Origin of the sequence: Streptomyces purpureus (assembly GCF_014648195.1) — a bacterium.
Lineage (GTDB): Bacteria > Actinomycetota > Actinomycetes > Streptomycetales > Streptomycetaceae > Streptomyces > Streptomyces purpureus.
This window is the reverse complement of record NZ_BMQQ01000020.1, coordinates 112,354-138,685: the sequence shown is the minus strand read 5'-3', so window position 1 is coordinate 138,685 and position 26,332 is coordinate 112,354. Positions and strand designations below refer to the sequence as shown.

The following is a 26,332-nucleotide window of genomic DNA, read 5'->3' as shown; positions in this document are numbered from 1 at the left end:
GGTACAGCAGCGGCCGGTCCGGCGGGCGGGCGGCGGGCGGGCACCACGCGGCCCGTGCGACGCGGTACAGCAGCGGCTGGTCCGGCGGGCGGGCGGCGGGCGGGCACCACGCGGCCCGTGCGACGCGGGCCCAGGATCCGGTGCCCCGCGGGGTCGGGTCATACCGAGGTACGACCCCGTGGCCCACACCCCGGTATGACGCCTCCCCCCGCCACGGCTGCCTAGGCTGAACGGGCCATGAGTACCCACACCCCCACCCCGGCCCCGGCCCGTCTCATCCGGTCGCTCGTCGGAGCCGCCACCGCCCTCGCGACGCCCAGCCGGCCCGGCGCACCGCTGCTCGCGCACGCGTCGTCGCGCTGGCTGCGGCTGCTGCCGTACGTCGTCGCGCTGGCCTTCGTCAGTTCGCTGCTGCCGGTCACCGTCACCGTGCTCGTCAACGACTACCAGGTCAACGGCGCCCTCGCGGGTGCCCTCGCCACCGCGCAGACCGCGCCGCTGCTACTGGCCGTCTCCCGGCCCCTGCAGGCCTGGTGGATCGTGTTCGCCGCCGATGTGCTCGGCGCGGTGGCGCTCCTCGGCGCGGACGGGGTCGCCGGGCGCTCCTGGCCGTGGACCCCGATGATCGTCGTCGGCTATCTCGCCCTGCTGATCGCGCTCGGGCTCCGCGAGCCCCGCCGCACGCTGGTCGGCGTCTGGCTGGTGACCGGCGCGGCCGGGCTGGTCTTCGAGCTGGTATCCGCCGAACGCAGCGACGGCATCGCGCTGCTGCTGTTCGTCCTCGGCGGTGTCGTCCTGCTGCTCTCCGGCGCGCTGCGTGAGCGCGGCGACGCCGAACGCCGCCTCGTCGAGCAGGCCACCATCAGCGAGGCGGAACGGTCCCGGCGCACCCTCCTGGAGGAGCGCACCCGGATCGCCCGCGAGCTGCACGACGTGGTCGCCCACCACATGTCGGTGATCACCGTCCAGGCGGACTCGGCGCCGTACCGCATCCCCGAGCTGCCGGAGGCGGCCCGGGAGGAGTTCTCCTCGATCGCGGCGAGCGCCCGGGAGTCCCTCACCGAGATGCGGCGGCTGCTCGCCGTGCTCCGCAGCGACGGCTCGGAGGGCGAACGGGCCCCGCAGCCGGGCCTGTCGCGGGTGCAGCAGCTGGTGGAGGCGACGGTACGGGCGGGGGTGCCGGCCCAGCTGTCGATGCCGGCCGAGCTGGGGGACGTACCGCAGGCCGTGGACCTGTCCGCGTACCGGATCGTGCAGGAGGCGCTCGCCAATGTGGTGCGCCACGCGCCGGGCGCGCCGACGCGGGTGTCGGTCACGGCGCACGGGGAGTGGCTGACGGTGCTGGTCGTCAACGGCGCGCCGGAGGAGGCGGGTTCGCCGCTGGAGACGTCCGGCACCGGGCACGGACTGGTCGGGATGCGGGAGCGCGTACGGTTGACCGGCGGCACGCTGGACACCGGGCCGCTGCCGGACGGCGGCTTCCGGGTCGCGGCCCGGCTCCCGCTGCGTACGGAGGACGGCTCGTGACCATCCGCGTGATCATCGTCGACGACCAGGCCATGGTGCGGGCGGGGTTCGCCGCGCTGCTGTCGGCGCAGGCCGACATCGACGTGGTGGGCGAGGCGCCGGACGGGCGGCAGGGCGTGGACGTGGCGCGTTCGACGCATCCGGACGTGGTGCTGATGGACGTACGGATGCCGGAGATGGACGGGCTGGCGGCGGCGCGGGAGATTCTGTCGCCGCCGGTGGGGGTCGTGCACCGGCCGAAGGTGCTGATGCTGACCACCTTCGACGTGGACGACTACGTGTACGAGGCGCTGCGGGCGGGCGCGTCGGGCTTCCTGCTGAAGGACGCGCCGCCGGCGGACCTGATCTCGGCGGTACGGGTGGTGGCGGCGGGCGAGGCGCTGCTCGCGCCGTCGGTGACGCGCCGCCTGATCGCCGACTTCGCGGCGCAGCGGCCGGCGCCGCGGGGGGACCGGGCGGCGCTGCGGCTGAACGGCCTGACGCCGCGGGAGACGGAGGTCCTGGAGCTGATCGCGCGGGGCCTGTCGAACCAGGAGATCGCGGAGCGGCTGGTCCTGGCGGAACAGACGGTGAAGACGCACATCGGGCGGGTGTTGGCGAAGCTGGACCTGCGGGACAGGGCGCAGGCGGTGATCTTCGCCTACGAGGCGGGGGTGGTGACACCGGGGCGCGGCCACTGACGGCCTCGTCCGGACCCGCCGTCTGGGCGTCGCGGCCGTGCGGGGCCGCGCGGGCGGGATCGGCGCGTGCCGTCCGTGGGCGCCGCGGCCGTGCGGAGCCGCGCGGGCGGCCGGGGTGCGCGTGCCGTCCGTGGGCGCCGCGGCCGTGCGGAGCCGCGCGGGCGGGATCGGCGCGTGCCGTCCGCGGGTGCCGCGGCCGTGCGGAGCCGCGCGGGCGGGATCGGCGCGTGCCGTCCGCGGGTGCCGCGGCCGTGCGGGGCGCGTGCGTTCCGGGCGCCGTTGCCGTGCAGGGCACCAGGCGGTCGGAGTGGGCCGGAACCGAAGGGGCGCCGCCCAACGGGGCGTTGTGCCCACCCTCCCCCAGACTCCGTCCGGGTGCCCCCGCCCGGCGGAACGATTGCCCACAACGAGGGGTGCCTGCCTCGCGGCGCGAAGCTGCCGCACCCCACCCCTGGCCGGGGAGCACCGCCCCCGCGAGCCCCGCCGTCGCGGCGCGAAGCTGCCGCACCCCACCCCGGCAGGGGCCGCCCCCCCAACCCGCTCCCGGCAGAGGCGCCGCAGGGTTTCGGGAAGGGGCGGGGTGGGGGGATCCAAGGGCCGGCCCCACCCCCAGCCGGGGGCTGGCCCCACCCCCTTCCCCTACCCAGGTAGCACTGAGGACTTGGCTCCTCGGTGTGACGTGGCGTCACCCACTCCCTCCTTACCTTCCCTCCCGTCAACGACGAGGCGGAGAAGGAAGAGGGAGCCCGAGATGCGGCGGTACAAGAGGACCCTGGCCGTGGGCGCGCTGGTGGGCATGGTGGTCGGGGGGACCGTCGGGTGGGTCGGTGGGGGTGGGGAGGCGGCCGTCACCGGGGGGCCGCCCGGGGTGGGGGCTTGGCGGGGTGCCGGGCTGCCGGAGCCGGAGGGGATGAGCGCCGAGAGGGTCGCCGCGTACTTCGGCGGGCTCAGCCGGGAACGGCAGAAGGCGCTCGCCGAGACGTACCCCCTGGTCGTGGGGAACCTCGACGGCGCCCCGGTCGCCCTGCGTTACGCCGCCAACGCCCGCGCCCTCGCCGCCGACGGACGGTTCGGGCAGTACGCCGGGCAGCGGGTCCTCGCCTTCGACCCGCGCGGCCGGGGGCAGGTCGCCGTCGTGTACGGGGACCTGGCCGCCGCGCGGAACGTCGCCGTCGTCGTTCCCGGCTCCGACATCGACGCCGGGCACAGCGCGCCCCTCCTCGACCAGGCCACGTCACTGCGCCGGGCCACCGGCGGGCGGACCGCGGTGATCGCCTGGGCCGGATACACCACACCCGTCGGCGTCGGCCTCGACGCCGCCACCGGCGACCTCGCCGAGGCCGGCGCCGAGCGGCTGGCGCGGTTCACGGACGGGCTGGCCGCGACCGGCTCCCCCGCGCCGTCGCTGTTCTGCCACAGCTACGGCTCCGTGGTCTGCGGGCTCGCCGCCGCCCAGCTCAAGGCGAAGGACCTTGTGGTCCTCGGCTCCCCCGGTATGCGCGCCGACAACGCGCGCCAGTTGCACACCTCCGCGCGGGTCTGGGCCGCCAAGGACCCGACCGACTGGATATCCAAGGTGCCGAACGTGCGGTTCGCCGGGCTCGGGCACGGCACCGACCCCGCCTCCCCCGCCTTCGGCGCCCGTGTCGTCCCCGCCTCCGACGCCGTCGGCCACAACGGCTACTTCGCGCCCGGCACCCAGTCGCTGCGTACCTTCGCCGCCATCGCCACGGGAGAAGCCAGGTGAAAGCAGTCATCGAGAAGATCGAGGCACGCACTCCCGCACACCGCGACCGGGCCATCGACGGGCTGCGCGCCCTCGCCCTGCTCGCGGTCCCCACCGGTCACTGGCTGCTCGGCGGCTTCACGGTCTCCGGTGACGGCGCGATCCACAACGCCAGCCCGCTCTCCGCCTTCGGCGGCTTCGCCCCGGTCAGCTGGGTGCTCCAGATGCTGGGCATCTTCTTCCTGGTCGGCGGGTACGCGTCGGTGCTGTCGTACAACCGGCGCACGGGCCCGGCCAGTTCCTGGATCAAAAGCAGGCTCGCCCGGCTCGGGCGGCCCGTCCTTGGGGTCACCGCCGTCTGGGCCGTGCTGCTGCCGCTGCTGCACCACGGCCTCGGCGTCCCGGCCGACACGCTGCGGACGGCGTCGACGCTGGTCGTCCAGCCGCTGTGGTTCGTCGGCGTGTACGCGGTGGTCACCGCCCTCACGCCGTACTGCGTCCGGGCCGCGCACCGGCTCGGCGCCTGGGCGGCGGCCCCGCTGCTCGGCACGGTCGCCGTCGTCGACTTCCTGCGGTACGGGCCGTACGCCGAGGCGATGCCGGGCTGGCTGAGCGTGGTGAACATCCTGCCTGGCTGGATGTTCGCCTACCAGCTGGGTGTTGCCTGGGGCCTGGGCAGGCTCGGCAGGCGGCACGCCTGGGCGCTGCTCGTCGGCGGCGCCGTGCTCTTCGCGGCCCTGCCGGCCGTCTTCGGCTACCCCGCCTCGATGGTCGGTGTCCCCGGCGAGGCCCGGACCAATTCGCACCCGCCGTCGCTGCTGGTCCTCGCGCTGGCCGCGGCGCAGAGCGGCGCCGCGATCCTGCTGCGGAACCGGATCGCCAAGGCACTGCGCTGGCCCGCCCTGTGGGCACCGGTCGTGGTGATCAACCTGTCCGCGATGACGATCCTGTGCTGGCACCAGACGGCGATGCTGGCCGCCGCGATCCCGGCGTCGTTCGCCGGCGCGGTCCCGGGCCTGACGACGGCCCCCGACACCCTGGGCTGGGTCCTGGCGCGGCTGGCCTGGCTGCCGCTCTTCGCCGGCCTGCTCGTCCTCATCGGCCGGTACGCCCGTGGTTTCGAATCGCCGTGGGCGAACACCGGCACGGCCCTGCGCGCGACCGCGGGGGTCCTGGCGGCCGGCTTCGCGGTGTTCGCCCTCGCCTGAGAGGATCTCCGGCGGCTACTCGCGGGTGACGGAGGTGAACGACATGTCCGGGTACCTGTCCCCCGCCACCTGGCCGGCGATCGGCTCCAGGAGCGCGAGTTCGGCGTCGGTGAGGGTGATCCGGGTCGCGGCCGCGTTCTCCAGGAGCCGGGAGCGCTTGCGGGTGCCCGGGATGGGGACGACCGTCAGGCCGTGGACCGAGGCCCGCTGCTGGACCCAGGCCAGGGCGATCTGGGCCGGTGTCGCGCCGTGCGCCTCCGCGATCTGCCGGACCGGGGCCAGGAGGGCCGCGTTGCGCTCGGCGTTCTCCCCGGCGAAACGGGGCTGGAACGCCCGGAAGTCCCCCGCCGCCAGCTCCTTCGTCGCGTCGGTGAACGCGCCCGTCAGGAAGCCCCGGCCGAGCGGCGAGTACGGCACGAAGGCCACCCCGAGCTCGGCCGCGGCGCCGACCGCGCTGCGCTCCACGTCACGGGAGAAGAGCGACCACTCGGACTGGAGGGCGGCGATCGGGTGCACGGCGTGCGCCTCGCGCAGCTCGGCCCCGGTGACCTCGCTGAGGCCGAGGTGTCTGACCTTGCCCTCCCGTACGAGCTCGGCCATCGCGCCGACCGACTCGGCGAAGGGTACGGCCGGGTCGCGGCGGTGCATGTAGTAGAGGTCGATGGTCTCGGCGCCGAGGCGGCGCAGGCTCCGCTCGACGGCCTGCCTGATGTAGGCGGGGTCGTTGCGTATGCCGCGGTGGTGCGGGTCGTCGGTGCGCTCGACGGCGAACTTGGTCGCCAGGGTGATCTCGTCGCGGTGCGCGGCGACGAAGGGCGCGAGGAACTCCTCGTTGGCGCCGCGCCCGTAGATGTCGGCGGTGTCGATGAGGGTGACCCCGGCCTCCAGGGCGGCGTCGAGGGTGTCGCGGGCGGCGGCCTCGTCGGTCTCGCCGTAGAACTCGCTGATGCCCATGGCGCCGAAGCCCTGGACTCCGATCTCGGGCCCGTCGGCGCCCAGCCGGGTCGTGGCGATCTTCGGGTCGGCCTTCTCCGTACGCATCAAGTCGTCTCCGCATCGGCATACATGTTGATCTTGTAGTCGAGTACGGCGAGCGCGTCGGTCAGCTCCGCGACCCGGGACAGGACGTCCCGGCGGGTGGCCTCGAGGAGCGCGCGCCGCTCGTCGAAGGTGCGGTCGCCCTGCCGCACGAGCTCCGCGTACCGCACCATGCCGGCGACCGGCATCCCGGTCAGCCGCAGCTTGCCCACGAAGACGAGCCAGTCGAGGTCCCGGTTGGTGAAGCGGCGCTGGCCGGTGTGCGAGCGGTCGATGTGCGGCATCAGCCCGATCCGCTCGTACCAGCGCAGGGTGTGCGCGGACAGACCGGTCCAGGCGGCGACCTCGCTGATCGTGTAGCGGTCCTGGCCGTGCGGGCGGGGGTGCCCCGGTGGCCGCCCCTCGCAGCCGGTGGTGGCCGGGGACTGCGGAATGCTCTCGATCACCGTCATGCCCCCACGCTAGGACCTTGGAGTGCACTCGAAGCAAGGCCGTTTCCGGGAGCAAGTAGGCTCGGGCGCATGCAGAGCCTGGCGTTGATCGAGAACTGGCCGGTCCCCACCGCGGCCGCCGCCGTCGTCCGCGCGGACGGCACCGTCGCCGGGACGCACGGCCCCACCGGCCGGCGTTTCCCGCTGGCGTCGGTGACCAAACCGCTCGCCGCCTACGCGGTTCTCGTCGCGTACGAGGAGGGGGCGGTCGACCTCGACGAGCCGGCCGGGCCCGAGGGCGCCACGGTCCGTCATCTGCTCGCGCACACCTCTGGTCTGGCCTTCGACGAGCCGAAGGTGATGGCCGCGCCCGGGACCCGGCGGATCTACTCCAACGCCGGTTTCGACGCGCTGGCCGACCATGTCACCAAGGCGACGGACATCCCGTTCGCCGAGTACCTGCGCCAGGCGGTGCTGGAGCCGCTGGGCATGACGTCCACGACGCTGGAGGGCTCGCCCGCCAAGGACGGCGTGTCCACGGTCGACGACCTGGTGCGCTTCGCGGCGGAGGTGCAGTCGCCGCGGCTGCTCGACGCCCGTACGGTCCTGGAGGCGATGACGGTCGTCCACCCGGGCCTGACCGGGATCCTGCCCGGCTACGGCCACCAGAAGCCCAACGACTGGGGCCTGGGGTTCGAGATCCGGGACGGCAAGTCGCCGCACTGGACGGGTGGTTCGTCCAGCCCCCGTACGTTCGGCCACTTCGGCCAGTCCGGTACGTTCCTGTGGATCGACCCGGACGCGCGCGCGGCGTGCGTCGCGCTGAGCGACCGGGCGTTCGGGCCGTGGGCGGTCGAGGCGTGGCCGCCGTTCACCGACGCGGTCCTGGCCGAGCTGCGCGCCGCCTGACGGAAGCCGGGGGGCTGTTCCGCCACTCGGCTGCTCGGCTATTCGCAGCGGGCCGGATCGCGTTCGCCGTCCGGGCCGCGCAGGACGACCTCCACCTCGCCCGACGGGTCCTCGGCGTACACGGCCGTGCAGACGATCTGCTGGACGGCCGCCCAGTCGAGCTCGGTGACCGTCAGGGACGTCCGGATCCACACCCGCCGTGGTGCCCCGGGCTCGGCGGTGGCCCCCTCCTGGTGGCTGACCTGGAACGCCTGCTTGTCCGGGTCGGGCAGCCGGGTGCCGAGTCCGACGGCCCGTTCGGCCTTGCGCGGGCCGTACATCAGGAGGGCGAGGGTCTTGTCGGTGCCGAGCCGGGGCAGGTCCTGGTCGGTCCAGGGATCGCTGGTGCCCCAGCCGGCCGCCGGGTCCTCGCGCGGCCAGTCGGTGGGCGGGGGCTGGTCGTGTTCGATCCGGCCGAGGGGGTCGCCGAAGAGGTTCTCCCGGGCGCGGGCCACGGGCAGCACCCTGCCGTCCTGGCCGACGAAGAAGAGCAGGACCCGCTGCCGGTGCTGCGGAGAGACGTCGATGGTGGCCGCCCCGCCCGCCTCGATGACATCGCTGCCCTGGATGCCGCAGGCGGTGAGGGTGGCGGTGAGCAGCAGGGCGCCGGCTCCGGCCAGCGCGGTGTGACGCCGTCTCATGGTGTGCTCTCGCCCTCCCCCGTCCTCAGCGGTATCTCGACGACGAAGACGGCGCCGCCGGCGGGTCCGTTCCCGGCCCGGACCGTGCCGCCGTGCAGCCGTACGTTCTCCAGGGTGATGGCGAGCCCCAGTCCGCTGCCGGCGGAGCGGCCGCGGGCCGGGTCGGCCTTGTAGAAGCGGTCGAAGACATGGGGCAGGACCTCGGGGTCGATGCCGGGGCCGCGGTCGGTCACCTCCACGACGAGGGCGCCGCCTGTGGTGATGAGGCGGACGGTGACCGGGGGGCGGCCGTGGCGCAGCGCGTTGCCGACGAGGTTGGCGACGACCACGTCGAAGCGGCGCGGGTCGAGGCGGGCGCGGATGCCGTCCGGGAGGTGGGTGACGATCCGCTCGGGGTCGGTCCAGTGCCGGGCGATCAGGGTCCTGCGGATGGTCTCGGCGACGTCGACCTCGTCGGTGTTGAGTTCGGCGGCTCGGGCGTCAAAACGGGAGATCTCCATCAGGTCCTCGACGAGTACGGCGAGTTTGCCGGTCTCGGCACTGATGAGGCGGACGGCGGCGGCCGTGTCGGGGTCGAGGCCGCCCGCGTCCTCGTCGAGGACCTCGGTGACGGCGAGCATGCCGGCGAGCGGGGTGCGCAGTTCGTGGGAGACGTCGGAGGCGAAGCGGCGGGCGCGGGCCTCGGCGCTCTGGAGCTCCTCGACGGAGCGTTCGAGCCGGGCGGCGGACTCGTTGAAGGTCCGGGCGAGGTCGGCGAGTTCGTCGCCGCCCTTGACCTGGATACGGGTGTCGAGGTGGCCCTGGCCCATGTGGCGGGCGGCGCGCTGGACGTCACGGACGGGCCGCAGCACGCTGCGGGCGGCGAGCAGGGCGGGGACGAGGGCGACGGCAAGAGCGGGCAGGGCGCCGTCACGCGCGGCAAGGACCATGGCCCTGACCTCGGCCTCCTCGTCCTCGAGGCGCATCACCGCGAAGAAGACGAGGCCGGTGGGGCGGATGGCGCCGGCGCCGGTTTCGTCCATCTTGAAGGTGGTGGGGATGGCGACGGTGAGGTACGGGGTGCCGCCGGAGACGACCCGCTGGAAGCTGCCGTGCGGCCGGGCCAGGGCGGTGCGGCGCAGTTCGGGGGTGAGGACGGTGGAGGTGGGGCGGGTGCCGGAGGAGATACGCATGGTGCCGTACTCGGCGAAGACGACCCACGGGTGGGGCTTGGCCTGACGGGCGATCGTCAGGACGGACTGCTGGAGGTTCTCGCGGTCCACGGGCAGGCTGTAGCCGATGCCGCGCACCTGGTCCCGGAAGTGGGAGACGGCGGTGTCCTGGGTCTGCTCCAGGATGGCGTTGCGGGCGGCGCGGTAGGTGAGGGCCGCGGTGGTGCCGCAGCTGACGGCGGCGACGAGCAGGAAGGCGACGACGAGGCGGGTGCGCAGGCCGTACCGCGTCAGACGGCGGCGCCGCGCCCCGGCCGTGGTGTTGCGCCTCCGCCGCCCCGCCGCGGGCGGGGCCTGGGCGTCAGGAGTGGTCACAGCGGTCCGAAGCGGTAGCCGAAGCCGCGCAGGGTCTGTATGTAGCGGGGGCTGCCCGGCACGTCCTCGATCTTGTGGCGCAGGCGCCGTACACAGGCGTCGACGAGCCGCGCGTCGCCGTGGTAGCTGTGCTCCCACACGTGCTCCAGGAGCTGCTGGCGGCTGAAGACCTGTTCGGGCGCGGCGGACAGGTGCAGCAGCAGTTTGAGCTCGGAGGGGGCGAGCGCGATCCGTTCGCCGGACTTGGCGACGGTCAGGCCGGTGCGGTCGATGGCGAGTTCGCCGTGGAACTCGACGGCGGGGCGGCCGCTGCCGGGCGCCTCCAGCCGGCGCAGGACGGCCCGGATGCGGGCCTCGATGACTTCGGTACGGGCGGGTTTGACGATGTAGTCGTCGGCGCCCGCCTCCAGTCCGACGACGACGTCGAAGTCGTCGCCGCGGGCGGTGAGCATGATGATCGGCAGCTGGCTGTCCTCCCGGACCCGGCGGCACACCTGCACGCCGTTCATGCCGGGGAGCATCAGGTCGAGCAGGAGCAGATCGGGCCGGAACTCACCGAGTGCGGCGAGGCCCGCCTCGCCGGTGGCGGCGGTCCGTACCTCGTGCCCCCGGCGCCGCAGCCCGAGTTCGACGCCTTCCCGTACGGAGGGGTCGTCTTCGATGAGGAGCACGCGTGGCATCTGTGGAGTATCCCAAGGTGTCGGTGGAGGGTCGTCAGCGTGTCCGGCGCAGGCGGCGTACGGCCCCGCCGAGCAGGGCGTCGAGCTCGGTGAGGCGCAGCGGCCGGGCCAGGGCGGCGAAGACCAGGAGGATGGCCGCCGAGCCCGCGGCCGTGGCGGCGAGCGGCCCGGCCGGCTGGGTCCAGCCGACGGCCGCGTAACCGAGCGCGGTGGCGGGTACGGCGGCGGCCAGGAGCCGCAGGAGGGCGCCGAGGCTGCCGCCGCCGGTTCCTGCCTTGCCGAGCCTGCGGCTGAGGACGAGCGCGGTGACCGCCCAGCCCGCCCACAGCGCGAGCGAGTAGGCGGCGGCCATGCCGGTGACGGCCCAGCGGGCCGGGAGCAGGGCGTACGCGGCGGTGGCGAGGCCCGCGTTGAGGGTGACGATGACCAGGTTGAGCAGGAACGGGGTGCGGGTGTCGCGCAGCGCGTAGAAGGTGCGGGAGAGGACGTACTGCCCGGACAGGGCGATCAGGCCGGGTGCGAAGGCCATGAGGATGCCGGCCATCGCGGCGATGTCGTCGGCGTCGGTCCTGCCGTACTGGAAGACCAGCGCCATCACGGGTGCGGCGAGCGCGAACAGGGCGCAGGCGGCGGGGACGACGGCGGCGGAGGCGGAGCGCAGCGCGTAGGAGACGTCGCGGCGGACGGCGGCGGTGTCGCCGTCGGCGGCGGAGCCGCTCATCCGGGGCATGAGGGCGGTGACGAGGGAGACCGTGATGATGCCGTGCGGGACGGCCCACAGGGTGTAGGCGTTGTTGTAGGCGCTGAATCCGGCGCCGCCGTCGACGCCCTGGGTCGCGGCGGTCTGTCCGGCGGCGGTGGCGAGCTTGGTGACGACCCAGTACGCGGCCTGGTTGCTGAGCACGAGCAGCACCAGCCAGCCCGCCGAGCGCAGCGGGTGGGCGAGGCCGCTGCCGCGCCAGTCGAAGCGGGGCCGGTAGCGGAAGCGGGCGGCGCGCAGCGCGGGCAGCAGGGCGAGGGCCTGCACGGCGATGCCGGCGGTGGTGCCCCAGCCGAGGAGGGCGGTCTCGCCGGGGGTAAGTGCGCCGCCGGTGCTCGTGGCCAGGTAGAGCCCGAAGACGGCGATGACGACGACGTTGTTGAGGACCGGGGTCCACATCATGGCGCCGAACCGGCCTCGCGCGTTGAGGACCTGCCCGAGCAGGGTGAACAGGCCGAGGAAGAAGATCTGCGGCAGGCAGTAGCGGGCGAAGGCGACCGTCATGGACTCCTGCGCGCCGGTGTAGTCGGTGTACGCGTCGACGAGGGCGGGGGCGGCGAGCACCGCGCCCGCGGTGAGGGTGAGCAGCGCGAGGACGCAGGCGGTGAGCAGCCGGTCGGTGTAGTCGCGGCCGCCGTCGGCGTGTTCCTTGGCGGCCTTGACCAGTTCGGGCACGAACACGGCGTTGAGGGCGCCGCCGATGAGCAGGGTGTAGACGATGGTGGGGACGGAGTTGCCGACCGCGTAGCCGTCGGCGGTGAGGCCGATGCCGAGCGCCGCGGCGACGACCGCGGAGCGGACGAAGCCGGTGGCCCGGGACACCAGCGACCCGGCGGCCATCAGGGCGCCGCTGCGCAGTACGGAGCCCTGGCGGGTGGTGTCCTTCCCCGGTGCGGCCTCGGGGGTGGTGCCGGTGGTGGTGCCGCCGCTCATCGGCGGGCCATGTACGCCTGGAAGGCGCGGTACAGCGTGTGGTTGGTCGTGCCCGCCATGGGTGTCTCCCACTCCCCCAGTGTCTCGACGACCTGTCCCCCGGTGCCGAGCTTCCACCGCATCAGCCCGAACCCACGGTCGTCCGGATCGAGAGTGGAGGGTACCCCGCGCATGTCGTACACGTCGGCGCCGAGCGCGTGGGCGTCGAGCATCATCCGCCACTGCAGGGCGTTGGAGGGGCGGACCTCGCGGCGGTGGTCGGCGGAGGCGCCGGTCTGGTACCAGACCCGCCGGCCGACCGTGATCATCGTGTGGGCCGCGAGGGTCTCGCCGCCGTGGCGGGCCAGGTAGAGCTTCATCCGGCCAGGTTCCTCGGCGTTGAGGACCTGGTACTGCCGCTCGTAATAGGCGAGGGAGCGGCCGAGGCGGAAGCCGTCGCGTTCCTCGGTGACCCGCAGCAGCCGGTAGAAGTCGGGCAGGTCGGCGGCGGAGCCGACGACGACCTCGACGCCGGACTTGCGGGCCTTGCGGACGTTGCGCCGCCACTCCTGGTTGAGGCCGTCCCACAGGTCGTCGGTGGTGCGTCCGGCGAGCGGTACCTGGAAGACGAGCCGGGGCTGGGCGTCGGCGTCGCCGCCGCTGTCGTCGCCGCCGCAGCGGCGCCAGCCGCGGGCCCGCAGCCGTTCGGCGACGGCGGTGCCGAGCGGGTCGACCTCGCAGGCGAGGACGTCGGAGATGCGACGGCCGTTGCCGGTGAGGGCCTTGAGGCGGGCGGCGTTCCAGCGCCGGTAGGCGGGCGAGGGCCCGATGCGTACGGCGAAGGCGCCGGCGGCCCGCAGGTGGCGCAGCAGCGGGGTGAGCCAGCCGTCGATGTCGGGGTCGGACCAGTCGGCGACGGGCCCTTCGGGGAGGTAGGCGAAGAATTTACGGGTGCCGGGGAACGGCCGCAGCAGGGCGAGCGCCGCCCCGGACAGCTCCCCGTCGCCCTGTCCCCAGCCGATGAAGTGCGGCCGCCAGCCTTCCTTGACCTCGGCCCAGGACGGGCACTGCAGGAAGCTGGGCCCGCCGGGCGTGGCGGCGCGGGTGGCGACAAAGGAGCGATAGGCCTCGGCGGTGAGCGGGCCGAGCCGGGTGTCCTGACCCTGGCCGGCCGTCACGAGCAGCGCTGACACAACGTGAGCCTCCGTGTTCCGCCCCCTCGTCCGGTGGGGGCAGACAGGAGATTCACAGCGGCCCGTGACCGCTCCGCGCGGCGTATGTGACCGGACGATGACCGTTTCTCGGCAGCCGCCGTCACATGGGCCGCGAGCCGCTCCGGAGGCGGTGCGCGCGGCTTAGAGTCCGGACATCCCACCCCAGTCCGCCCTCTTCTACGGAGGATCTGTGAGTTCCATACGCACGCGTCAGGCGGCCGTGGCCGCCGTCGTCCTCAGCGTCGCGCTCTCGGCCTGCTCGTCCGGCGGCGGCCTCAAGGCCTCGCCGCCGGACGACGCCAAGGCGGGCGGGGATGCCGAGCGGCCGGCGACGGTGACGGTGACGCCGTCGGGGAAGGGCGTGAGCGCCGGGAAGCCGGTGGTGGTGACCGCGAAGGGCGGCACCCTGAGCGTGGTGACCGTCACCGACGCCAAGGGGAAGACGCTGCCCGGCCGCCCGTCGGCCGACGGGGCGTCCTGGACGTCGGACCGCAAGGCCGCGCCCGGCACCACGTACACGGTGCGGGCGACGACCCGGACGCAGAGCGGCCGTACGCAGGCCACGCAGGCGTCGTTCTCCACCGCCGAGGCCGAGCAGGTGAACCGGCTGACGCTGGCGCCGGGCAAGAACACCACCGTCGGGGTCGGTCAGCCGCTGTCGATCGTCTTCGACCGTCCGGTGACCCGCAAGGCGGACGTGGAGAAGCAGCTGAAGGTGACCACCTCGAACGGCACCGAGGGGTCCTGGGGCTGGCTGAAGGACTGGTCGGGCAAGGACCGGGTGGACTGGCGGCCCAAGGATTACTGGAAGGCGGGGACGAAGGTCACCCTCGACGCCCAGCTGAACGGCACGGACTCGGGCGGGGGCTGGTTCGTACGCGACTACCTCACCGGATTCACCGTCGGCGCCCGGCAGATCGTCCGCGTCGACCTCGACGCCAAGAAGCTCACGCTGGAGCGCGACGGCAAGCGGGTCCGCGAGATCCCCGTCTCCGGCGGCACCCCTGGCGGCGACAAGCGGTCCTGGAAGGGCACGGCCGTGCTGATGGCGAAGGAGGGCACCATCAACATGAACTCCGAGACGGTGGGCCTCGGCGACGCCTACGACAAGATGGTCGACCACTCGATGCGGCTGACCTGGTCGGGGATGTACGCGCACGCGGCGCCGTGGAACGCGCGGTGGATGGGCCGGGCCAACAAGTCCTCCGGCTGCATCGGCATGAACGACTCCGACGCCGCCTACTTCTACGGGCAGGTGCGCGTCGGCGACCCGTTCGAGATCAGCGGCGAGGACACCAAGGGCACGGTCGCCGAGGGCAACGGCTACGGCGCGTGGAACGTGACCTGGGAGCAGTGGCGGACCAAGAGCGCGCTCGCCACCCGAGCCTGACGCCCCCTCAGCCCCGCATCTCCCACAGCAGCACCTCTGCGGGCGCCTCCAGGGCGCGCAGCTCCAGGCCGGCGGTGCCGGTGAGCCGCGCCGCGTCGCCGGGCCCCAGCTCCTCGTCGCCCAGGCGCACCCCGCCCCGTACGACATGCGCGTACACGTACGGGGCGTCGGGGACGGCGGTGCGCCCGCCCGGGGCGAGCCGGCGGACGTGCAACATCGCCCCCGCCGCCGGCAGGGCGTACGGCGTCGCGTCGGCGATCCCGCGGACCACCTCGTACGCCGGCTCGCCCCCGGGGGTCAGCGGCGCCAGCCACATCTGGACGAAGACCAGCGGCCGGTCGCCGTCGTTGCGCTCCACGTGCCGCACCCCGGACGCCGAGGACAGGTGCTGGAGGTCCCCGGGGCGTACGACGGTGGCGTGGCCGGCCGAGTCGCGGTGGGTCAGCTCGCCCTCGACGACCCAGGTGACGATCTCGGTGTGGCTGTGCGGATGCTCCTCGAACCCGGCGCCGGGCGCGAGCCGCTCCTCGTTGCAGGCGAGCAGCGCGCCGAAGCGGAGGTTGCCGGGGTCGTAGAAGGAGCCGAAGGAGAAGGCGTGCCGGGTCTCGATCCCGGCGGCCGGATCCCCTCCGGCGTAGCGGTCACCGGAGCGCCGTACGTCTGTCACGGCGTCCAGGGTAGGCGGACGGCGGGACAGCGGGCCCCGGCGGGGCGGGACACCGTCCCGATAAGGCAGTCTTGTCCCCGTGCCTGAACCCGCGAACGCCGCCCACCCGCACTCCGCCACCCTCAAGCGCCTGGAGCAGTCCTCCGGGCGGCTCGCCGCGAACGCCATCGCGCGCATGGACGAGACGCTGCCGTGGTACCGGGCGATGCCGCCCGAGAACCGGTCGTGGATCGGGCTGGTCGCCCAGGCCGGTATCGCCGCGTTCACCGAATGGTTCCGGCACCCCGAGACCCCGCAGGCCATCTCCACCGACGTCTTCGGCACGGCCCCGCGCGAGCTGACCCGGGCGATCACGCTGCGCCAGACCGTCGAGATGGTCCGCACCACCATCGAGGTCATGGAGTCGGCGATCGAGGAGGTCGCGGCACCCGGTGACGAATCGGTCTTGCGGGAGGCGCTGCTCGTCTACGCCCGGGAGATCGCCTTCGCCACCGCCCAGGTCTACGCGCAGGCCGCCGAGGCCCGCGGCGCCTGGGACGCGCGCCTCGAATCGCTCGTGGTCAACGCGGTCCTGTCCGGCGAGGCCGACGAGGGCGCCGTCTCCCGCGCCGCCGCCCTGGGCTGGAACTCTCCCGAGCACGTCTGCGTGGTGCTCGGCACCGCCCCCGACGGGGACAGCGAGCTGACCGTGGAGGCCATCCGGCGGGCCGCCCGGCACGCCAAGCTCCAGGTCCTCACCGGTGTGCTCGGAGACCGTCTGGTCGTCATCGCCGGCGGCAGCGACAACCCCCTGCATGTGGCGAAATCCCTGATCGGGCCGTACGCGGCCGGGCCCGTGGTGGCCGGCCCCGTGGTCCCCGACCTGCTGGCCGCGACACGCTCCGCCCAGGCCGCGGCGGCCGGTCTGAAGGCGTGTTCGGCGTGGCAGGATGCGCCGCGGCCGGTCCTCGCGGACGATCTGCTCCCGGAGCGCGCCATCGCATCGGACCCGGCGGCGCGTGAGCAGCTGGTGGAGGAGATCTACAGACCACTGGAGGAAGCGGGGTCGGCACTTCTCGAAACACTGAGTGTCTATCTGGAGCAGGCGAGCAGCCTGGAAGGGGCCGCGCGGATGCTGTTCGTCCACCCCAACACCGTGCGCTACCGGCTCCGACGTGTGACCGATGTCACCGGCTGGTCACCCTCCGATGTCCGTTCGGCGTTCACGCTCCGAATCGCGCTGATCCTGGGGCGCTTGGCCGACGCTGATCCGCAGTCCTAGACTTTTGTCGAACACCAACAATTCCCCTGACGGTTCTTCGTCCCTGTCCCCACGGGCGTCCGGGCCCGTCCACAAGAGAGAGTGTGAGGGTGCTCGTACTCGTCGCTCCCGGCCAAGGCGCTCAGACGCCCGGCTTCCTGACCCCCTGGCTCGACCTCCCCGGTGCCGCCGACCGCGTCGCCGCGTGGTCCGAGGCCATCGGGCTCGACCTCGCCCACTACGGCACGAAGGCCGACGCGGACGAGATCCGCGACACCGCCGTCGCGCAGCCGCTGCTCGTCGCGGCCGGACTGCTGTCCGCCTCGGCACTGGGTGACGTAAACCCCGGCGCTGTCGCCGGTCACAGCGTCGGAGAGATCACCGCGGCCGCGTTCGCGGGTGTCCTCGACGAGACCGCCGCGCTGAAGTTCGTACGGACCCGCGGACTGGCGATGGCCGAGGCCGCCGCCGTCACCGAGACCGGCATGTCGGCGCTGCTCGGCGGCGAGCCCGAGGTGACCGTGCCGCACCTGGAGAGGCTGGGGCTGACCCCGGCCAACGTCAACGGCGCCGGCCAGATCGTCGCCGCCGGCACCATGGAGCAGCTCGCCGCGCTGGAGGCGGACAAGCCCGAGGGCGTCCGCCGGGTCGTGGCGCTCAAGGTCGCCGGCGCCTTCCACACGCACCACATGGCCCCCGCGGTCGCCACGCTGGAGGAGGCCGCCAAGGGCCTCTCCGTCGCCGACCCGGCCGTGCCGTACGTCTCCAACAAGGACGGGCAGACCGTCGCGACGGGCGCCGAGGTCGTCGCCCGCCTGGTCGGCCAGGTCGCCAACCCGGTCCGCTGGGACCTGTGCATGGAGACCTTCCAGCAGCTCGGTGTGACCGCCCTCGTCGAGGTGTGCCCCGGCGGCACCCTCACCGGTCTCGCCAAGCGCGCCCTGCCGGGTGTCGCCACCCTCGCGCTGAAGACCCCCGACGACCTCGAGGCGGCCCGCACGCTGCTCACCGAGCACGCCACCCAGGCCTGACAAGGAGCCGTCAGCATGTCGAAGATCAAGCCCAGCCAGGGCGCCCCGTACGCGCGGATCATGGGTGTCGGCGGCTACCGTCCGACCCGGGTCGTGCCGAACGAGGTGATCCTCGAGACGATCGACTCCTCGGACGAGTGGATCCGCTCCCGCTCCGGCATCGCCACCCGCCACTGGGCCTCCGACGAGGAGACCGTGGCCGCGATGTCCGTCGAGGCGGCCGGCAAGGCCATCGCCGACGCCGGGATCACCCCGGAGCAGATCGGCGGTGTGATCGTCTCCACCGTCTCGCACTTCAAGCAGACCCCGGCCGTCGCCACCGAGATCGCGGACAAGCTCGGCGCCAACAAGCCGGCCGCGTTCGACATCTCGGCGGGCTGCGCGGGCTTCGGCTACGGCCTGACCCTCGCCAAGGGCATGGTCGTCGAAGGCTCGGCGGAGTACGTCCTCGTCATCGGCGTTGAGCGGCTCAGCGACCTGACCGACCTGGAGGACCGCGCGACGGCCTTCCTGTTCGGCGACGGCGCGGGCGCGGTCGTCGTCGGCCCCGCGAAGGAGCCGCAGATCGGCCCCACGGTGTGGGGTTCGGAGGGCGACAAGTCCGAGACCATCAAGCAGACCGTGCCGTGGACGGACTACCGTGACGGCGGCCAGGTCGAGAAGTTCCCGGCCATCACGCAGGAGGGTCAGGCGGTCTTCCGCTGGGCCGTCTTCGAGATGGCGAAGGTCGCCCAGCAAGCCCTGGACGCCGCCGGTATCACCGCGGACGACCTGGACGTCTTCATCCCGCACCAGGCGAACATGCGGATCATCGACTCGATGGTGAAGACTCTGAAACTGCCGGAGCACGTCACGGTCGCCCGTGACGTGGAGACCACCGGCAACACGTCGGCCGCCTCGATTCCGCTCGCGATGGAGCGGCTTCTGGCGACCGGCCAGGCGAAGAGTGGCGACACCGCACTCGTCATCGGCTTCGGGGCGGGTCTCGTCTACGCCGCGACGGTCGTTACCCTCCCCTAGGCACCGTACGGATCTTCCGGACGGAAACGCCGTTACACCCTCTGATACACATCGAAGGAGCGCCAACATGGCCGCCACTCAGGAAGAGATCGTCGCCGGTCTCGCGGAGATCGTGAACGAGATCGCCGGTATCCCGGTCGAGGACGTCGAGACCGACAAGTCCTTCACCGACGACCTGGACGTCGACTCGCTGTCCATGGTCGAGGTCGTTGTCGCCGCCGAGGAGCGCTTCGACGTCAAGATCCCCGACGAGGACGTCAAGAACCTCAAGACCGTTGGCGACGCCGCCAACTACATCCTGAAGCACCAGGGCTGATGCGGTCCGCCACCCAGCGGTGGCGCCGGCATTCGACCATCACACACGTGGAGAAAATTCCTGTGAGCTCGACCAATCGCACCGTGGTCGTCACCGGTATCGGCGCAACCACACCGCTGGGTGGCGACACCGCTTCGACCTGGGAAGGTCTGCTGGCGGGGCGCTCCGGCGTCCGGCCCCTCGAAGGCGAACGCTTCGCCGAACTGCCCGTCCGCATCGCCGCGCTCGCCGCGGTCGACCCCGAGGACGTGCTTCCCCGCCCGCTCGCCCGCAAGCTGGACCGTTCCGCGCAGTTCGCGCTGATCGCGGCCCGCGAGGCCTGGGCCGACGCGGGCTTCACCGGCCCCGCCGGCACTGTGACATCAGACGCTGACGCGTCGGGCTCCACGGTCGTGCCCGAGCGGCTCGGCTCCGTCATCGCCTCCGGCATCGGCGGTGTCACCACCCTGCTCGACCAGTACGACGTGCTGAAGGAGAAGGGCGTACGCCGCGTCTCCCCGCACACCGTGCCGATGCTGATGCCCAACGGCCCCTCCGCCAACGTCGGCCTGGAGGTGAACGCCCGCGCGGGCGTGCACACCCCGGTCTCCGCGTGCGCGTCGGGTGCCGAGGCGATCGGCTACGCCGTCGAGATGATCCGTACCGGCCGGGCCGACGTGGTCGTCGCCGGCGGTACCGAGGCGGCCATCCACCCGCTGCCCATCGCGGCGTTCGCCAACATGATGGCGATGTCCAAGAACAACGACGAGCCCACCAAGGCCTCCCGTCCGTACGACACGGGCCGTGACGGCTTCGTCCTCGGTGAGGGCGCCGGTGTCGTCGTCCTGGAGTCGGCCGAGCACGCCGCCCGGCGTGGCGCGCGGGTCTACTGCGAGGTGCTGGGCCAGGGCCTGTCGGCCGACAGCCACCACATCGCTCAGCCGGAGCCCACGGGCCGCGGTATCGCCGCCGCCATGCAGAACCTGCTGGACACCACCGACCTGAAGCCGGCCGAGGTCGTCCACCTCAACGCCCATGCCACGTCCACCCCGCAGGGTGACGTCGCCGAGGTGAAGGCGCTGCGCAAGGTGCTCGGCGACGACCTCGACCATGTGGCGATCTCGGCGACCAAGTCGATGACAGGTCACCTGCTGGGCGGCGCGGGCGGTATCGAGACCGTCGCGACGGTCCTGGCGCTGCACCACCGGGTCGCCCCGCCGACCATCAACATCGACGAGCTCGACGAGACGGTCGACGCGGACATCGTCCGCGACGAGCCGCGTGAGCTGCCGCAGGGCACGATCGCCGCGATCAACAACTCGTTCGGCTTCGGCGGCCACAACGTGGTTCTCGCCTTCCGTACGGTCTGACTCGGGCCTCAGCCCCGGCCGCCGGGCGGAGTCCGGCGCAGCGACCCGAAGCCTGTCCGGCCCCCCAGGGCCGGGCAGTGCGAGGGACGCACGAGGGAGAGGCCACACACAGCGGCCCGCACCGGATTCCCGGTGCGGGCCGCTGTGTGTCCCGGCTCAGACCACCTGGTGGAGCCAGCGCACCGGGGCGCCCTCGCCCGCGTAGCGGAAGGGTTCCAGTTCGTCGTCCCAGGGCTTGCCCAGGAGCTTGGCGATCTCCGCCTCCAGGGCCGTCTCGCCCTGCGCCGAGCGGGCCAGCGCGGCGCGCAGCCGGTCCTCGGGGACGAGGATGTCGCCGTGGATGCCGGTGACCGCGTGGAAGATGCCGAGGTCGGGGGTGGCGCTGTAGCGCTCGCCCTCCGCGGCCTGGCACGGCTCGGCGGTGACCTCGAAGCGGAGCATCTGCCAGCCGCGCAGCGCCGAGGCCAGTTTGGAGGCGGTGCCCGACTCGCCCCGCCAGGAGAACTCGGCTCTCCAGGTGCCCGGGGCGGCCGGCTGGCGGATCCAGTCGAGCTGGACCCGCGCACCGAGGACGCCCGCCACCGCCCATTCGACATGTGGGCACAGCGCGCGCGGTGCGGAGTGTACGTACAGGACTCCACGTGTCGTCACCGGGACCTCCAGTGTGGGACGAGGTTCGCCTTTCCCAGCGGCCTCAGTAAACAGCATCGGGAGTAAAACTCCACAAACCCTCGCAAAAGGGACAGCATGTGACGTGATGTAATTTACCGGAGCCGGTTGGCAAAGGCGCCTCTGGTTCGACGGGGGAAAAGCTACCGTGCCGCACCGCCCTTGGGGTGACGTACGGCCGCTCCGGGGGCCCAGGGACACGAAGCTTTCACTCGCCAGGACGCCCGGACAGACCTGAGGGAGGGGCCAGGGGATGCGAGAGAGCCGACCGGACCGACGGCGGCCGCGGGCCGCCGCCACGCTCGCCGCGGGGGTGCTGTTCTGCCTGACCGCGCTGTCCGGCTGCAGCGCCGGCGGCGCCGACGCGGCGAGCAGGACCGAGCCGCGCCCGGCCTCACCGCGGCCCACCCCTGTGTGGGACCCCTCCCCCGCCTCGATCGCCGCCGTCGGGGACTCCATCACCCGCGGCTTCGACGCCTGCACGCTGCTGGCCGACTGCCCCGAGGTCTCCTGGGCGACCGGGACGGACACCGGGGTGAACAGCCTCGCCCTGCGGCTGCTCGGCGCGCCGGGGGCAGCCGAGCGCAGCTGGAACCTGGCCCGCAGCGGCGCCCGGATGGACGATCTGCCCGCGCAGATGGAGCAGGCGGCGGCCGAGAAGCCGGAGTTGGTGACGGTGATGGTGGGCGCCAACGACGCCTGCCGGGACAGCACCGAACTGATGACGCCGGTCACGCGGTTCAAGGCCGACTTCCAGGCGGCCATGGACACGCTGCGCGCCGGGGCGCCGAAGGCGCAGGTGTATGTGGCGAGCGTGCCGGACCTGAAGCGGCTGTGGTCGGCGGGGAAGGACAATCCGCTCGGCAAGGAGATCTGGAAGCTGGGGATCTGCGCCTCGATGCTCGCGGACCCCGACGACCTGAGCCACACCGCCGAGCACCGGCGCTCCCTCGTGCGCGAGCGGGTGGTGGCGTACAACGAGGCGCTGAAGGAGGTCTGCGCGCGGGACACCCGCTGCCGCTACGACGGCGGCGCGGTCTTCGGTTTCTCCTTCGGCACGGGGCAGTTGAGCCCGCTGGACTTCTTCCATCCGAGCAAGGACGGCCAGCGGCGGCTGGCGGAGATCGCCTACCGTCAGGTGACGTCCGCCGAGCCGCCCGCCCCGCCGCGCGCCTGACGTAGAGTCGGTGATCATGGAATTCTTCGGGAAGCTGGACGACGGCACGGTCGTGCACCGCTGGACGGTCGAGCGGGGCGGCACCCGCGTACGGGTCCTGACGTACGGCGGTGTGGTGCAGTCCGTACGGACGCCGGACCGGGACGGCAAGGTCTCCCATGTGGCGCTCGGCTTCCAGGAGCTGACGGGCTATCTGAAGAACCCGGACCCGTACTTCGGGGCGCTGGTGGGCCGGTACGCGAACCGGATCGGGGGCGGCTCGTTCGCCCTGGACGGCCGCACGTACCAGCTCACCCGCAACGCCGGGCCGAACAGCCTGCACGGCGGCCCGCGCGGCTTCGACAAGCGGGTGTGGGACGCGGAGCCGGTCGAGCACGGCGTACGGCTCTCCCGGGTGAGCCCGGACGGCGAGGAGGGCTTCCCCGGCCGCCTGGAGGTCTCCGTGACGTACACGCTGGACGCGGCCGGGGCGCTGCGGATCGCCTACCAGGCGGTGACCGACGCGCCGACGGTGGTGGCGCTGACCAACCACACGTACTGGGACCTGGGCGGGCCGCACGAGCTGCGGGTGGCGGCCGCCCGCTGGACGCCCACGGACAGCACGGGGGTGCCGACCGGCGAACTGGCGCCGGTGGCGGGCCGGCTCGACTTCCGCACCGGCCGCCCCCTCGACGGCCCGCTCGACCACAACTTCGTCCTGGACCCCGGGAGTCCGGCCGCCGAGCTGTACGCGCCCGCCACCGGCCGGACGCTGACGGTGTCGACCACCGAGCCGGGGCTCCAGGTCTACGCGGACCCCGGCCTGACCGGTGTCGCCCTGGAGACCCAGCACTTCCCCGACTCCCCGAACCGCCCGGAGTTCCCCTCGACGGTGCTGCGCCCCGGTGAGGTGTACGCGTCGGAGACGACGTACGCGTTCGGTACGCGCTGAGGCTCGGGGCGGCTGTCAGGGACCGCTGCACTCCATGGTGGCCGTGAGGCGTTCGTCGGCGAGGGAGTGCGCGGCCCTGACCTCGTACGTACCGGGGACGAAGGTCCAGGCGCCGGTCTGTTCGTCCCAGATCTCGAAGGCGCGGCGCGCCAGGGGGATCTCCACCTCGACGCTCTCGCCGGGGGCGGCCTGGGCCTGGGCGAAGCCGGCCAGGAGGCGGGGCGGGCGGGCGGCGGTGTCGTGGGTGGGGGCGAGGTAGATCTGGACGGTCTCGCGGCCCGGGCGGGTGCCGGTGTTGGTGAGGGTGACCTTGGCGGAGTCCGAGGTGACTTCCAGCGTGTCGTACGACCAGTTCGTGTAGCCGAGGCCGTGGCCGAAGGCGTACGCGGGGGCCGTCTCGGCCCGGTCCCAGGCGCCGTGGCCGATGAACACGCCCTCGGTGTAGGCGAGGGTGCCGTCGGTGGGGGTGACCTCGGTGACGGGGGCGTCGGCGAGGCGGACCGGCCAGGTGGTGGGCAGCCGGCCGCCGGGCTCCTCGGCGCCGGTGAGGACGTCGGCGAGGGCGGCGCCGCCCTCCTGGCCGGGGAACCAGCTGAGCAGGATCGCGGCGACGTCGTCGCGCCAGGGCATCTCGACCGGGGAGCCGGCGTTGACGACGACGACGGTGTTGGGGTTGGCGGCGGCCACGGCGGCGACGAGGTCGTCCTGGCGGCCGGGCAGGGCGAGGTCGCGCCGGTCGAAGCCCTCGGACTCGACCCGTTCGGTGGTGGCGACCACGACGACGGCGGTGTCGGCGGCGCGGGCGGCCTCGACGGCCTCGGCGATCAGTTCGTCGGGATCGCGGCGCGGGGCGAGGTGGACGAGGGAGAACATGACGGCCGGCAGCGGTGCCACGAACTCCCGGTCGAGCGGATGGTTCAGGGACACCTCGACGGTCCGGCCGGCGGTGAGCTCGACCCGGCCGCGTTCGATCGGCGCGCCGAAGAAGGCCTCGAAGGGGTCGGTCTCGGCGCCCATCACCTGCACGCCTTCGTAGAGCGTGCGGCCGTCGACGGTGAGGGTGAACGCGCCGAGGCCCCGGGTGCCGAAGGCGTGTTCGCCGCTCTCGCGCGGGGTGAAGGTGCCGGTGATCTCGATGGAGGCCAGGGTGTCGTGGGTGACTCCGGCGGGCAGGTCGTCGCCGATCCACTGGACCTGGCCGCTCGGCAGGCTGCCTTCGCCGAGGATCTCGCCGTCGAAGCCGCGGCAGACGGCCTTGAGGGTGAAGCCCTGGTCGGCGGGGGTGAGGTCGTCGCTGGGGTCGGCGCCGACGGTGTAGCTGAGGCTTCCCTCGGGCATCGCGGCGGTGAGCCCGTCGAGCGGCGGGACGACATGGTCGGGGAAGACCTGGGCGGAGCCGCCGCCGAGGACGCGGGCGTCGCGGGCGGCCGCGCCGGTCAGGGCCACGCTGCCGGGCTTGAGGGGCAGCGCCGAGCGTTCGTTGCGTACGAGGACGAAGCCGCGGTGGGCGATCTCGCGGGCCAGCGCAACGCCGTCGAGGGGGGCGGGGAGTTCGGTGACGACGGGCGGGGCGCCGTCCAGGGCGCCGACGCGGGCGGCCAGGCGCAGCACGTTGCGTACGGCGGCGTCGACGGCGGACTCGTCGACCTGGCCGGCGCGGACGGCGGCGGCGAGCGCCTCGCCGTACACGGTCACCGGGCCGGGCATGGCGAGGTCGAGGCCGCCCTCGATGCAGCCGGTGGTGGAGCGGGCGGCCATCCAGTCGGAGACGTTGACGCCGTCGAAGCCCCACTCGCCGCGCAGGACCTCCTGGACGAGGTGGCGGTGCTCGGTCATGGTGACGCCGTTGACCTGGTTGTAGGCGGTCATGATGCCCCAGGGCCGGGCGTTCTTGACGATCGCCTCGAAGGGGGCGAGGTAGACCTCGCGCAGCGGCCGGGCGTCGATGGCGTTGTCGACGGTGAACCGGTCGGTCTCGGCGTCGTTGGCGACGAAGTGCTTGACGGTGGTGCCGACGCCGCCGTCCTGGACGCCCAGGACGTAGCCGGTGCCGATCTCGCCGGTGAGCAGGGGGTCCTCGCTGTACGCCTCGAAGTGGCGGCCGCCGAGCGGGGAGCGGTGGAGGTTCACGGTCGGCGCCAGGAGGACGTGGACGCCCTTGCGCCGGGCCTCCTGGGCGAGGAGACGGCCGGCCCGGCGGGCGAGCTCCGGGTCCCAGGTGGCGGCGAGCGCGGTCGGGGACGGGAGCGCGATGGAGGGGTCGTCGGCGGTCCAGCGGACGCCGCGCACCCCGATGGGCCCGTCGGACATGACGAGCGGGGCGAGTCCGATCTCGGGGAGCGCGGTCAGCGACCACATGTCGCGGCCGCCGAGCAGGCGTGCCTTGGTGTCGAGATCGAGCTTGCCGAGCGCGCTCTCCACGGCCTGTTCACGGATGCTGTCCGCCTGGTTTCCGGCCACGGCCGTACCTCCTCGTCGAAGTCCTGGTCCCCGCTGGTGCCCCATGGTGGCCCCCCTACCTGTAGATCGGTAGGGTTCGTTATCATTACGTGACCATCGAAGGGTGACTTTCGTATGGCGTACGGTCCTGTCGGCAGACAGGGACGGCAGGTGTCGGAAAGAGAGCGGGCGGGCATGGCCAGGGCCAGGAGCGAGGAGCGGCGGGCGGAGATCCTCCGCGCCGCCCTCGAAGTGATCGCCGAGCGCGGCTACCGCGGCGCCTCCCTGAGCGCGGTCGCCGAGCGGGTCGGCCTCACCCAGCAGGGGCTGCTGCACTACTACCCCACCAAGGAGGCGCTGCTCGTCGCCGTCCTGGAGGAGCGTGACCAGTGGGACACCGGTGGCGGCACCGGGCGTGAGAGCTGGCGGCTGGAGCTGCTGGACTCCCTGGTCGAGTACAACGCGATGCGGCCGGGGATCGTGCAGACCTTCTCCGCCCTGCTCGGCGAGAGCGTCACCGACGGGCACCCGGCACGGGACTTCTTCACCCACCGCTACACCCAGGTCCGGTCGGAGATGGCGAACGTGCTGCGCGCGGAGTACGGCGAGCGGCTGCCGGGCGGCCTGACCCCGGAGCAGGCGGCGCCGCTGCTCACGGCGGTGATGGACGGCCTGCAGTACCAATGGCTGCTCGACCCGAGGGCGGTGGACATGCCGGCCGCGTTCCGGGACTTCCTGAGCCTGCTGCGCGGGCCCGCGCCCCAGGACGGGACAGAGGGGAACACAGGGGACAACTGAGGGCACCGTAGCGG

The 26,332-nt window shown here is 73.2% G+C and carries 24 protein-coding genes; 14 read left to right on the top strand and 10 right to left on the bottom strand.

The features are described from left to right. Positions 1 to 237 precede the first annotated feature (237 nt). The 4 genes from IEZ01_RS23865 (at position 238) to IEZ01_RS23850 (ending at position 5,141) form a co-directional block, all read left to right on the top strand. Positions 238 to 1,527, top strand: a complete 1,290-nt coding sequence (locus IEZ01_RS23865; RefSeq protein ID WP_189203688.1) for a sensor histidine kinase — start codon at positions 238 to 240, stop codon at positions 1,525 to 1,527. Further along, the gene (locus tag IEZ01_RS23860; protein WP_019886020.1) at positions 1,524 to 2,207 is read left to right on the top strand and encodes a response regulator; all 684 of its coding nucleotides are present in this window, start codon (positions 1,524 to 1,526) and stop codon (positions 2,205 to 2,207) included. Before IEZ01_RS23865 ends, IEZ01_RS23860 begins: the two co-directional genes overlap by 4 nt. 751 nt (positions 2,208 to 2,958) lie before the next feature. After that, entirely contained in the window at positions 2,959 to 3,954 is a 996-nt protein-coding gene (locus IEZ01_RS23855) for an alpha/beta hydrolase (protein ID WP_019886021.1), read from the top strand. Further along, positions 3,951 to 5,141: an acyltransferase family protein gene (locus IEZ01_RS23850; protein ID WP_189203686.1), complete on the top strand. Its 1,191-nt coding sequence runs from the start codon at positions 3,951 to 3,953 to the stop codon at positions 5,139 to 5,141. Before IEZ01_RS23855 ends, IEZ01_RS23850 begins: the two co-directional genes overlap by 4 nt. Positions 5,142 to 5,156: 15 nt before the next feature. Here the strand turns inward: IEZ01_RS23850 and IEZ01_RS23845 are convergent, their stop codons facing one another. Together IEZ01_RS23845 and IEZ01_RS23840 are read right to left on the bottom strand one after the other, a co-directional pair. Next, positions 5,157 to 6,182 (bottom strand): aldo/keto reductase, encoded by a 1,026-nt coding sequence (locus IEZ01_RS23845; protein WP_019886024.1) that lies wholly within the window; start codon positions 6,180 to 6,182, stop codon positions 5,157 to 5,159. Beyond that, the gene (locus IEZ01_RS23840; RefSeq protein ID WP_189203684.1) at positions 6,182 to 6,631 is read right to left on the bottom strand and encodes a MerR family transcriptional regulator; all 450 of its coding nucleotides are present in this window, start codon (positions 6,629 to 6,631) and stop codon (positions 6,182 to 6,184) included. Before IEZ01_RS23840 ends, IEZ01_RS23845 begins: the two co-directional genes overlap by 1 nt. A 69-nt stretch (positions 6,632 to 6,700) precedes the next feature. Here IEZ01_RS23840 and IEZ01_RS23835 point away from each other — a divergent pair, with 69 nt between their 5' ends. Then, positions 6,701 to 7,519 (top strand): serine hydrolase domain-containing protein, encoded by an 819-nt coding sequence (locus tag IEZ01_RS23835; RefSeq protein WP_189203682.1) that lies wholly within the window; start codon positions 6,701 to 6,703, stop codon positions 7,517 to 7,519. Positions 7,520 to 7,557: 38 nt separating this feature from the next. Here the strand turns inward: IEZ01_RS23835 and IEZ01_RS23830 are convergent, their stop codons facing one another. Genes IEZ01_RS23830 through IEZ01_RS23810 form a run of 5 tightly spaced genes read right to left on the bottom strand, consistent with a single transcriptional unit; the run spans position 7,558 to position 13,270 of the window. Continuing rightward, positions 7,558 to 8,199, bottom strand: a complete 642-nt coding sequence (locus tag IEZ01_RS23830) for a hypothetical protein (protein ID WP_189203680.1) — start codon at positions 8,197 to 8,199, stop codon at positions 7,558 to 7,560. Continuing rightward, a complete protein-coding gene (locus IEZ01_RS23825) occupies positions 8,196 to 9,725 on the bottom strand; it encodes an ATP-binding protein (RefSeq protein ID WP_189203678.1) in 1,530 nt (509 codons plus the stop codon). Before IEZ01_RS23825 ends, IEZ01_RS23830 begins: the two co-directional genes overlap by 4 nt. Beyond that, positions 9,722 to 10,405, bottom strand: coding sequence for a response regulator (locus IEZ01_RS23820; protein ID WP_019886032.1), 684 nt, complete (start codon positions 10,403 to 10,405; stop codon positions 9,722 to 9,724). The genes IEZ01_RS23825 and IEZ01_RS23820 overlap by 4 nt, the downstream gene beginning before the upstream one ends. Positions 10,406 to 10,439: 34 nt before the next feature. After that, positions 10,440 to 12,098, bottom strand: a complete 1,659-nt coding sequence (murJ, locus tag IEZ01_RS23815) for a murein biosynthesis integral membrane protein MurJ (protein WP_189203676.1) — start codon at positions 12,096 to 12,098, stop codon at positions 10,440 to 10,442. After that, a complete protein-coding gene (locus IEZ01_RS23810) occupies positions 12,095 to 13,270 on the bottom strand; it encodes a lipid II:glycine glycyltransferase FemX (RefSeq protein WP_019886035.1) in 1,176 nt (391 codons plus the stop codon). Before IEZ01_RS23810 ends, murJ begins: the two co-directional genes overlap by 4 nt. A 211-nt stretch (positions 13,271 to 13,481) precedes the next feature. Here IEZ01_RS23810 and IEZ01_RS23805 point away from each other — a divergent pair, with 211 nt between their 5' ends. Continuing rightward, on the top strand, positions 13,482 to 14,681 hold the full coding sequence (locus IEZ01_RS23805) for a L,D-transpeptidase (RefSeq protein WP_189203674.1): 1,200 nt from the start codon (positions 13,482 to 13,484) through the stop codon (positions 14,679 to 14,681). A 7-nt stretch (positions 14,682 to 14,688) separates the two neighbouring features. On the opposite strand, the gene IEZ01_RS23800 is transcribed toward IEZ01_RS23805, so the two are convergent. Continuing rightward, positions 14,689 to 15,348, bottom strand: a complete 660-nt coding sequence (locus IEZ01_RS23800) for a pirin family protein (RefSeq protein WP_189203672.1) — start codon at positions 15,346 to 15,348, stop codon at positions 14,689 to 14,691. A 79-nt stretch (positions 15,349 to 15,427) separates the two neighbouring features. On the opposite strand from IEZ01_RS23800, the gene fasR reads away from it, so the two are divergent. The 5 genes from fasR to IEZ01_RS23775 all read left to right on the top strand — a co-directional run bounded on the left by fasR (position 15,428) and on the right by IEZ01_RS23775 (position 20,304). Further along, complete coding sequence (gene fasR, locus IEZ01_RS23795; protein WP_019886038.1) at positions 15,428 to 16,609, top strand: fatty acid biosynthesis transcriptional regulator FasR; 1,182 nt, start codon at positions 15,428 to 15,430, stop codon at positions 16,607 to 16,609. An 89-nt stretch (positions 16,610 to 16,698) separates the two neighbouring features. Further along, on the top strand, positions 16,699 to 17,619 hold the full coding sequence (locus IEZ01_RS23790; protein ID WP_019886039.1) for an ACP S-malonyltransferase: 921 nt from the start codon (positions 16,699 to 16,701) through the stop codon (positions 17,617 to 17,619). 15 nt (positions 17,620 to 17,634) lie between these two features. After that, on the top strand, positions 17,635 to 18,639 hold the full coding sequence (locus IEZ01_RS23785) for a ketoacyl-ACP synthase III (RefSeq protein WP_019886040.1): 1,005 nt from the start codon (positions 17,635 to 17,637) through the stop codon (positions 18,637 to 18,639). A 67-nt stretch (positions 18,640 to 18,706) separates the two neighbouring features. Next, positions 18,707 to 18,955, top strand: coding sequence for an acyl carrier protein (locus IEZ01_RS23780; RefSeq protein ID WP_019886041.1), 249 nt, complete (start codon positions 18,707 to 18,709; stop codon positions 18,953 to 18,955). Positions 18,956 to 19,017: 62 nt separating this feature from the next. Beyond that, positions 19,018 to 20,304, top strand: a complete 1,287-nt coding sequence (locus IEZ01_RS23775; RefSeq protein ID WP_019886042.1) for a beta-ketoacyl-[acyl-carrier-protein] synthase family protein — start codon at positions 19,018 to 19,020, stop codon at positions 20,302 to 20,304. A gap of 156 nt (positions 20,305 to 20,460) precedes the next feature. On the opposite strand, the gene IEZ01_RS23770 is transcribed toward IEZ01_RS23775, so the two are convergent. Next, entirely contained in the window at positions 20,461 to 20,955 is a 495-nt protein-coding gene (locus tag IEZ01_RS23770; RefSeq protein ID WP_028797489.1) for a DUF3145 domain-containing protein, read from the bottom strand. A 271-nt stretch (positions 20,956 to 21,226) separates the two neighbouring features. Between IEZ01_RS23770 and IEZ01_RS23765 the strand changes: the two genes are divergently transcribed. Next, entirely contained in the window at positions 21,227 to 22,150 is a 924-nt protein-coding gene (locus IEZ01_RS23765) for an SGNH/GDSL hydrolase family protein (protein WP_189203662.1), read from the top strand. Positions 22,151 to 22,163: 13 nt separating this feature from the next. Beyond that, positions 22,164 to 23,081 carry an aldose epimerase family protein gene (locus tag IEZ01_RS23760; RefSeq protein ID WP_189203699.1) on the top strand — a complete coding sequence of 306 codons (918 nt, stop codon included), beginning with the start codon at positions 22,164 to 22,166 and terminating at the stop codon, positions 23,079 to 23,081. Positions 23,082 to 23,096: 15 nt separating this feature from the next. Here IEZ01_RS23760 and IEZ01_RS23755 read toward each other — a convergent pair whose 3' ends face one another. After that, positions 23,097 to 25,586: a glycoside hydrolase family 3 protein gene (locus tag IEZ01_RS23755; RefSeq protein WP_189203660.1), complete on the bottom strand. Its 2,490-nt coding sequence runs from the start codon at positions 25,584 to 25,586 to the stop codon at positions 23,097 to 23,099. 129 nt (positions 25,587 to 25,715) lie between these two features. On the opposite strand from IEZ01_RS23755, the gene IEZ01_RS23750 reads away from it, so the two are divergent. After that, positions 25,716 to 26,318 carry a TetR/AcrR family transcriptional regulator gene (locus IEZ01_RS23750; RefSeq protein ID WP_189203658.1) on the top strand — a complete coding sequence of 201 codons (603 nt, stop codon included), beginning with the start codon at positions 25,716 to 25,718 and terminating at the stop codon, positions 26,316 to 26,318. Positions 26,319 to 26,332: the final 14 nt, after the last annotated feature.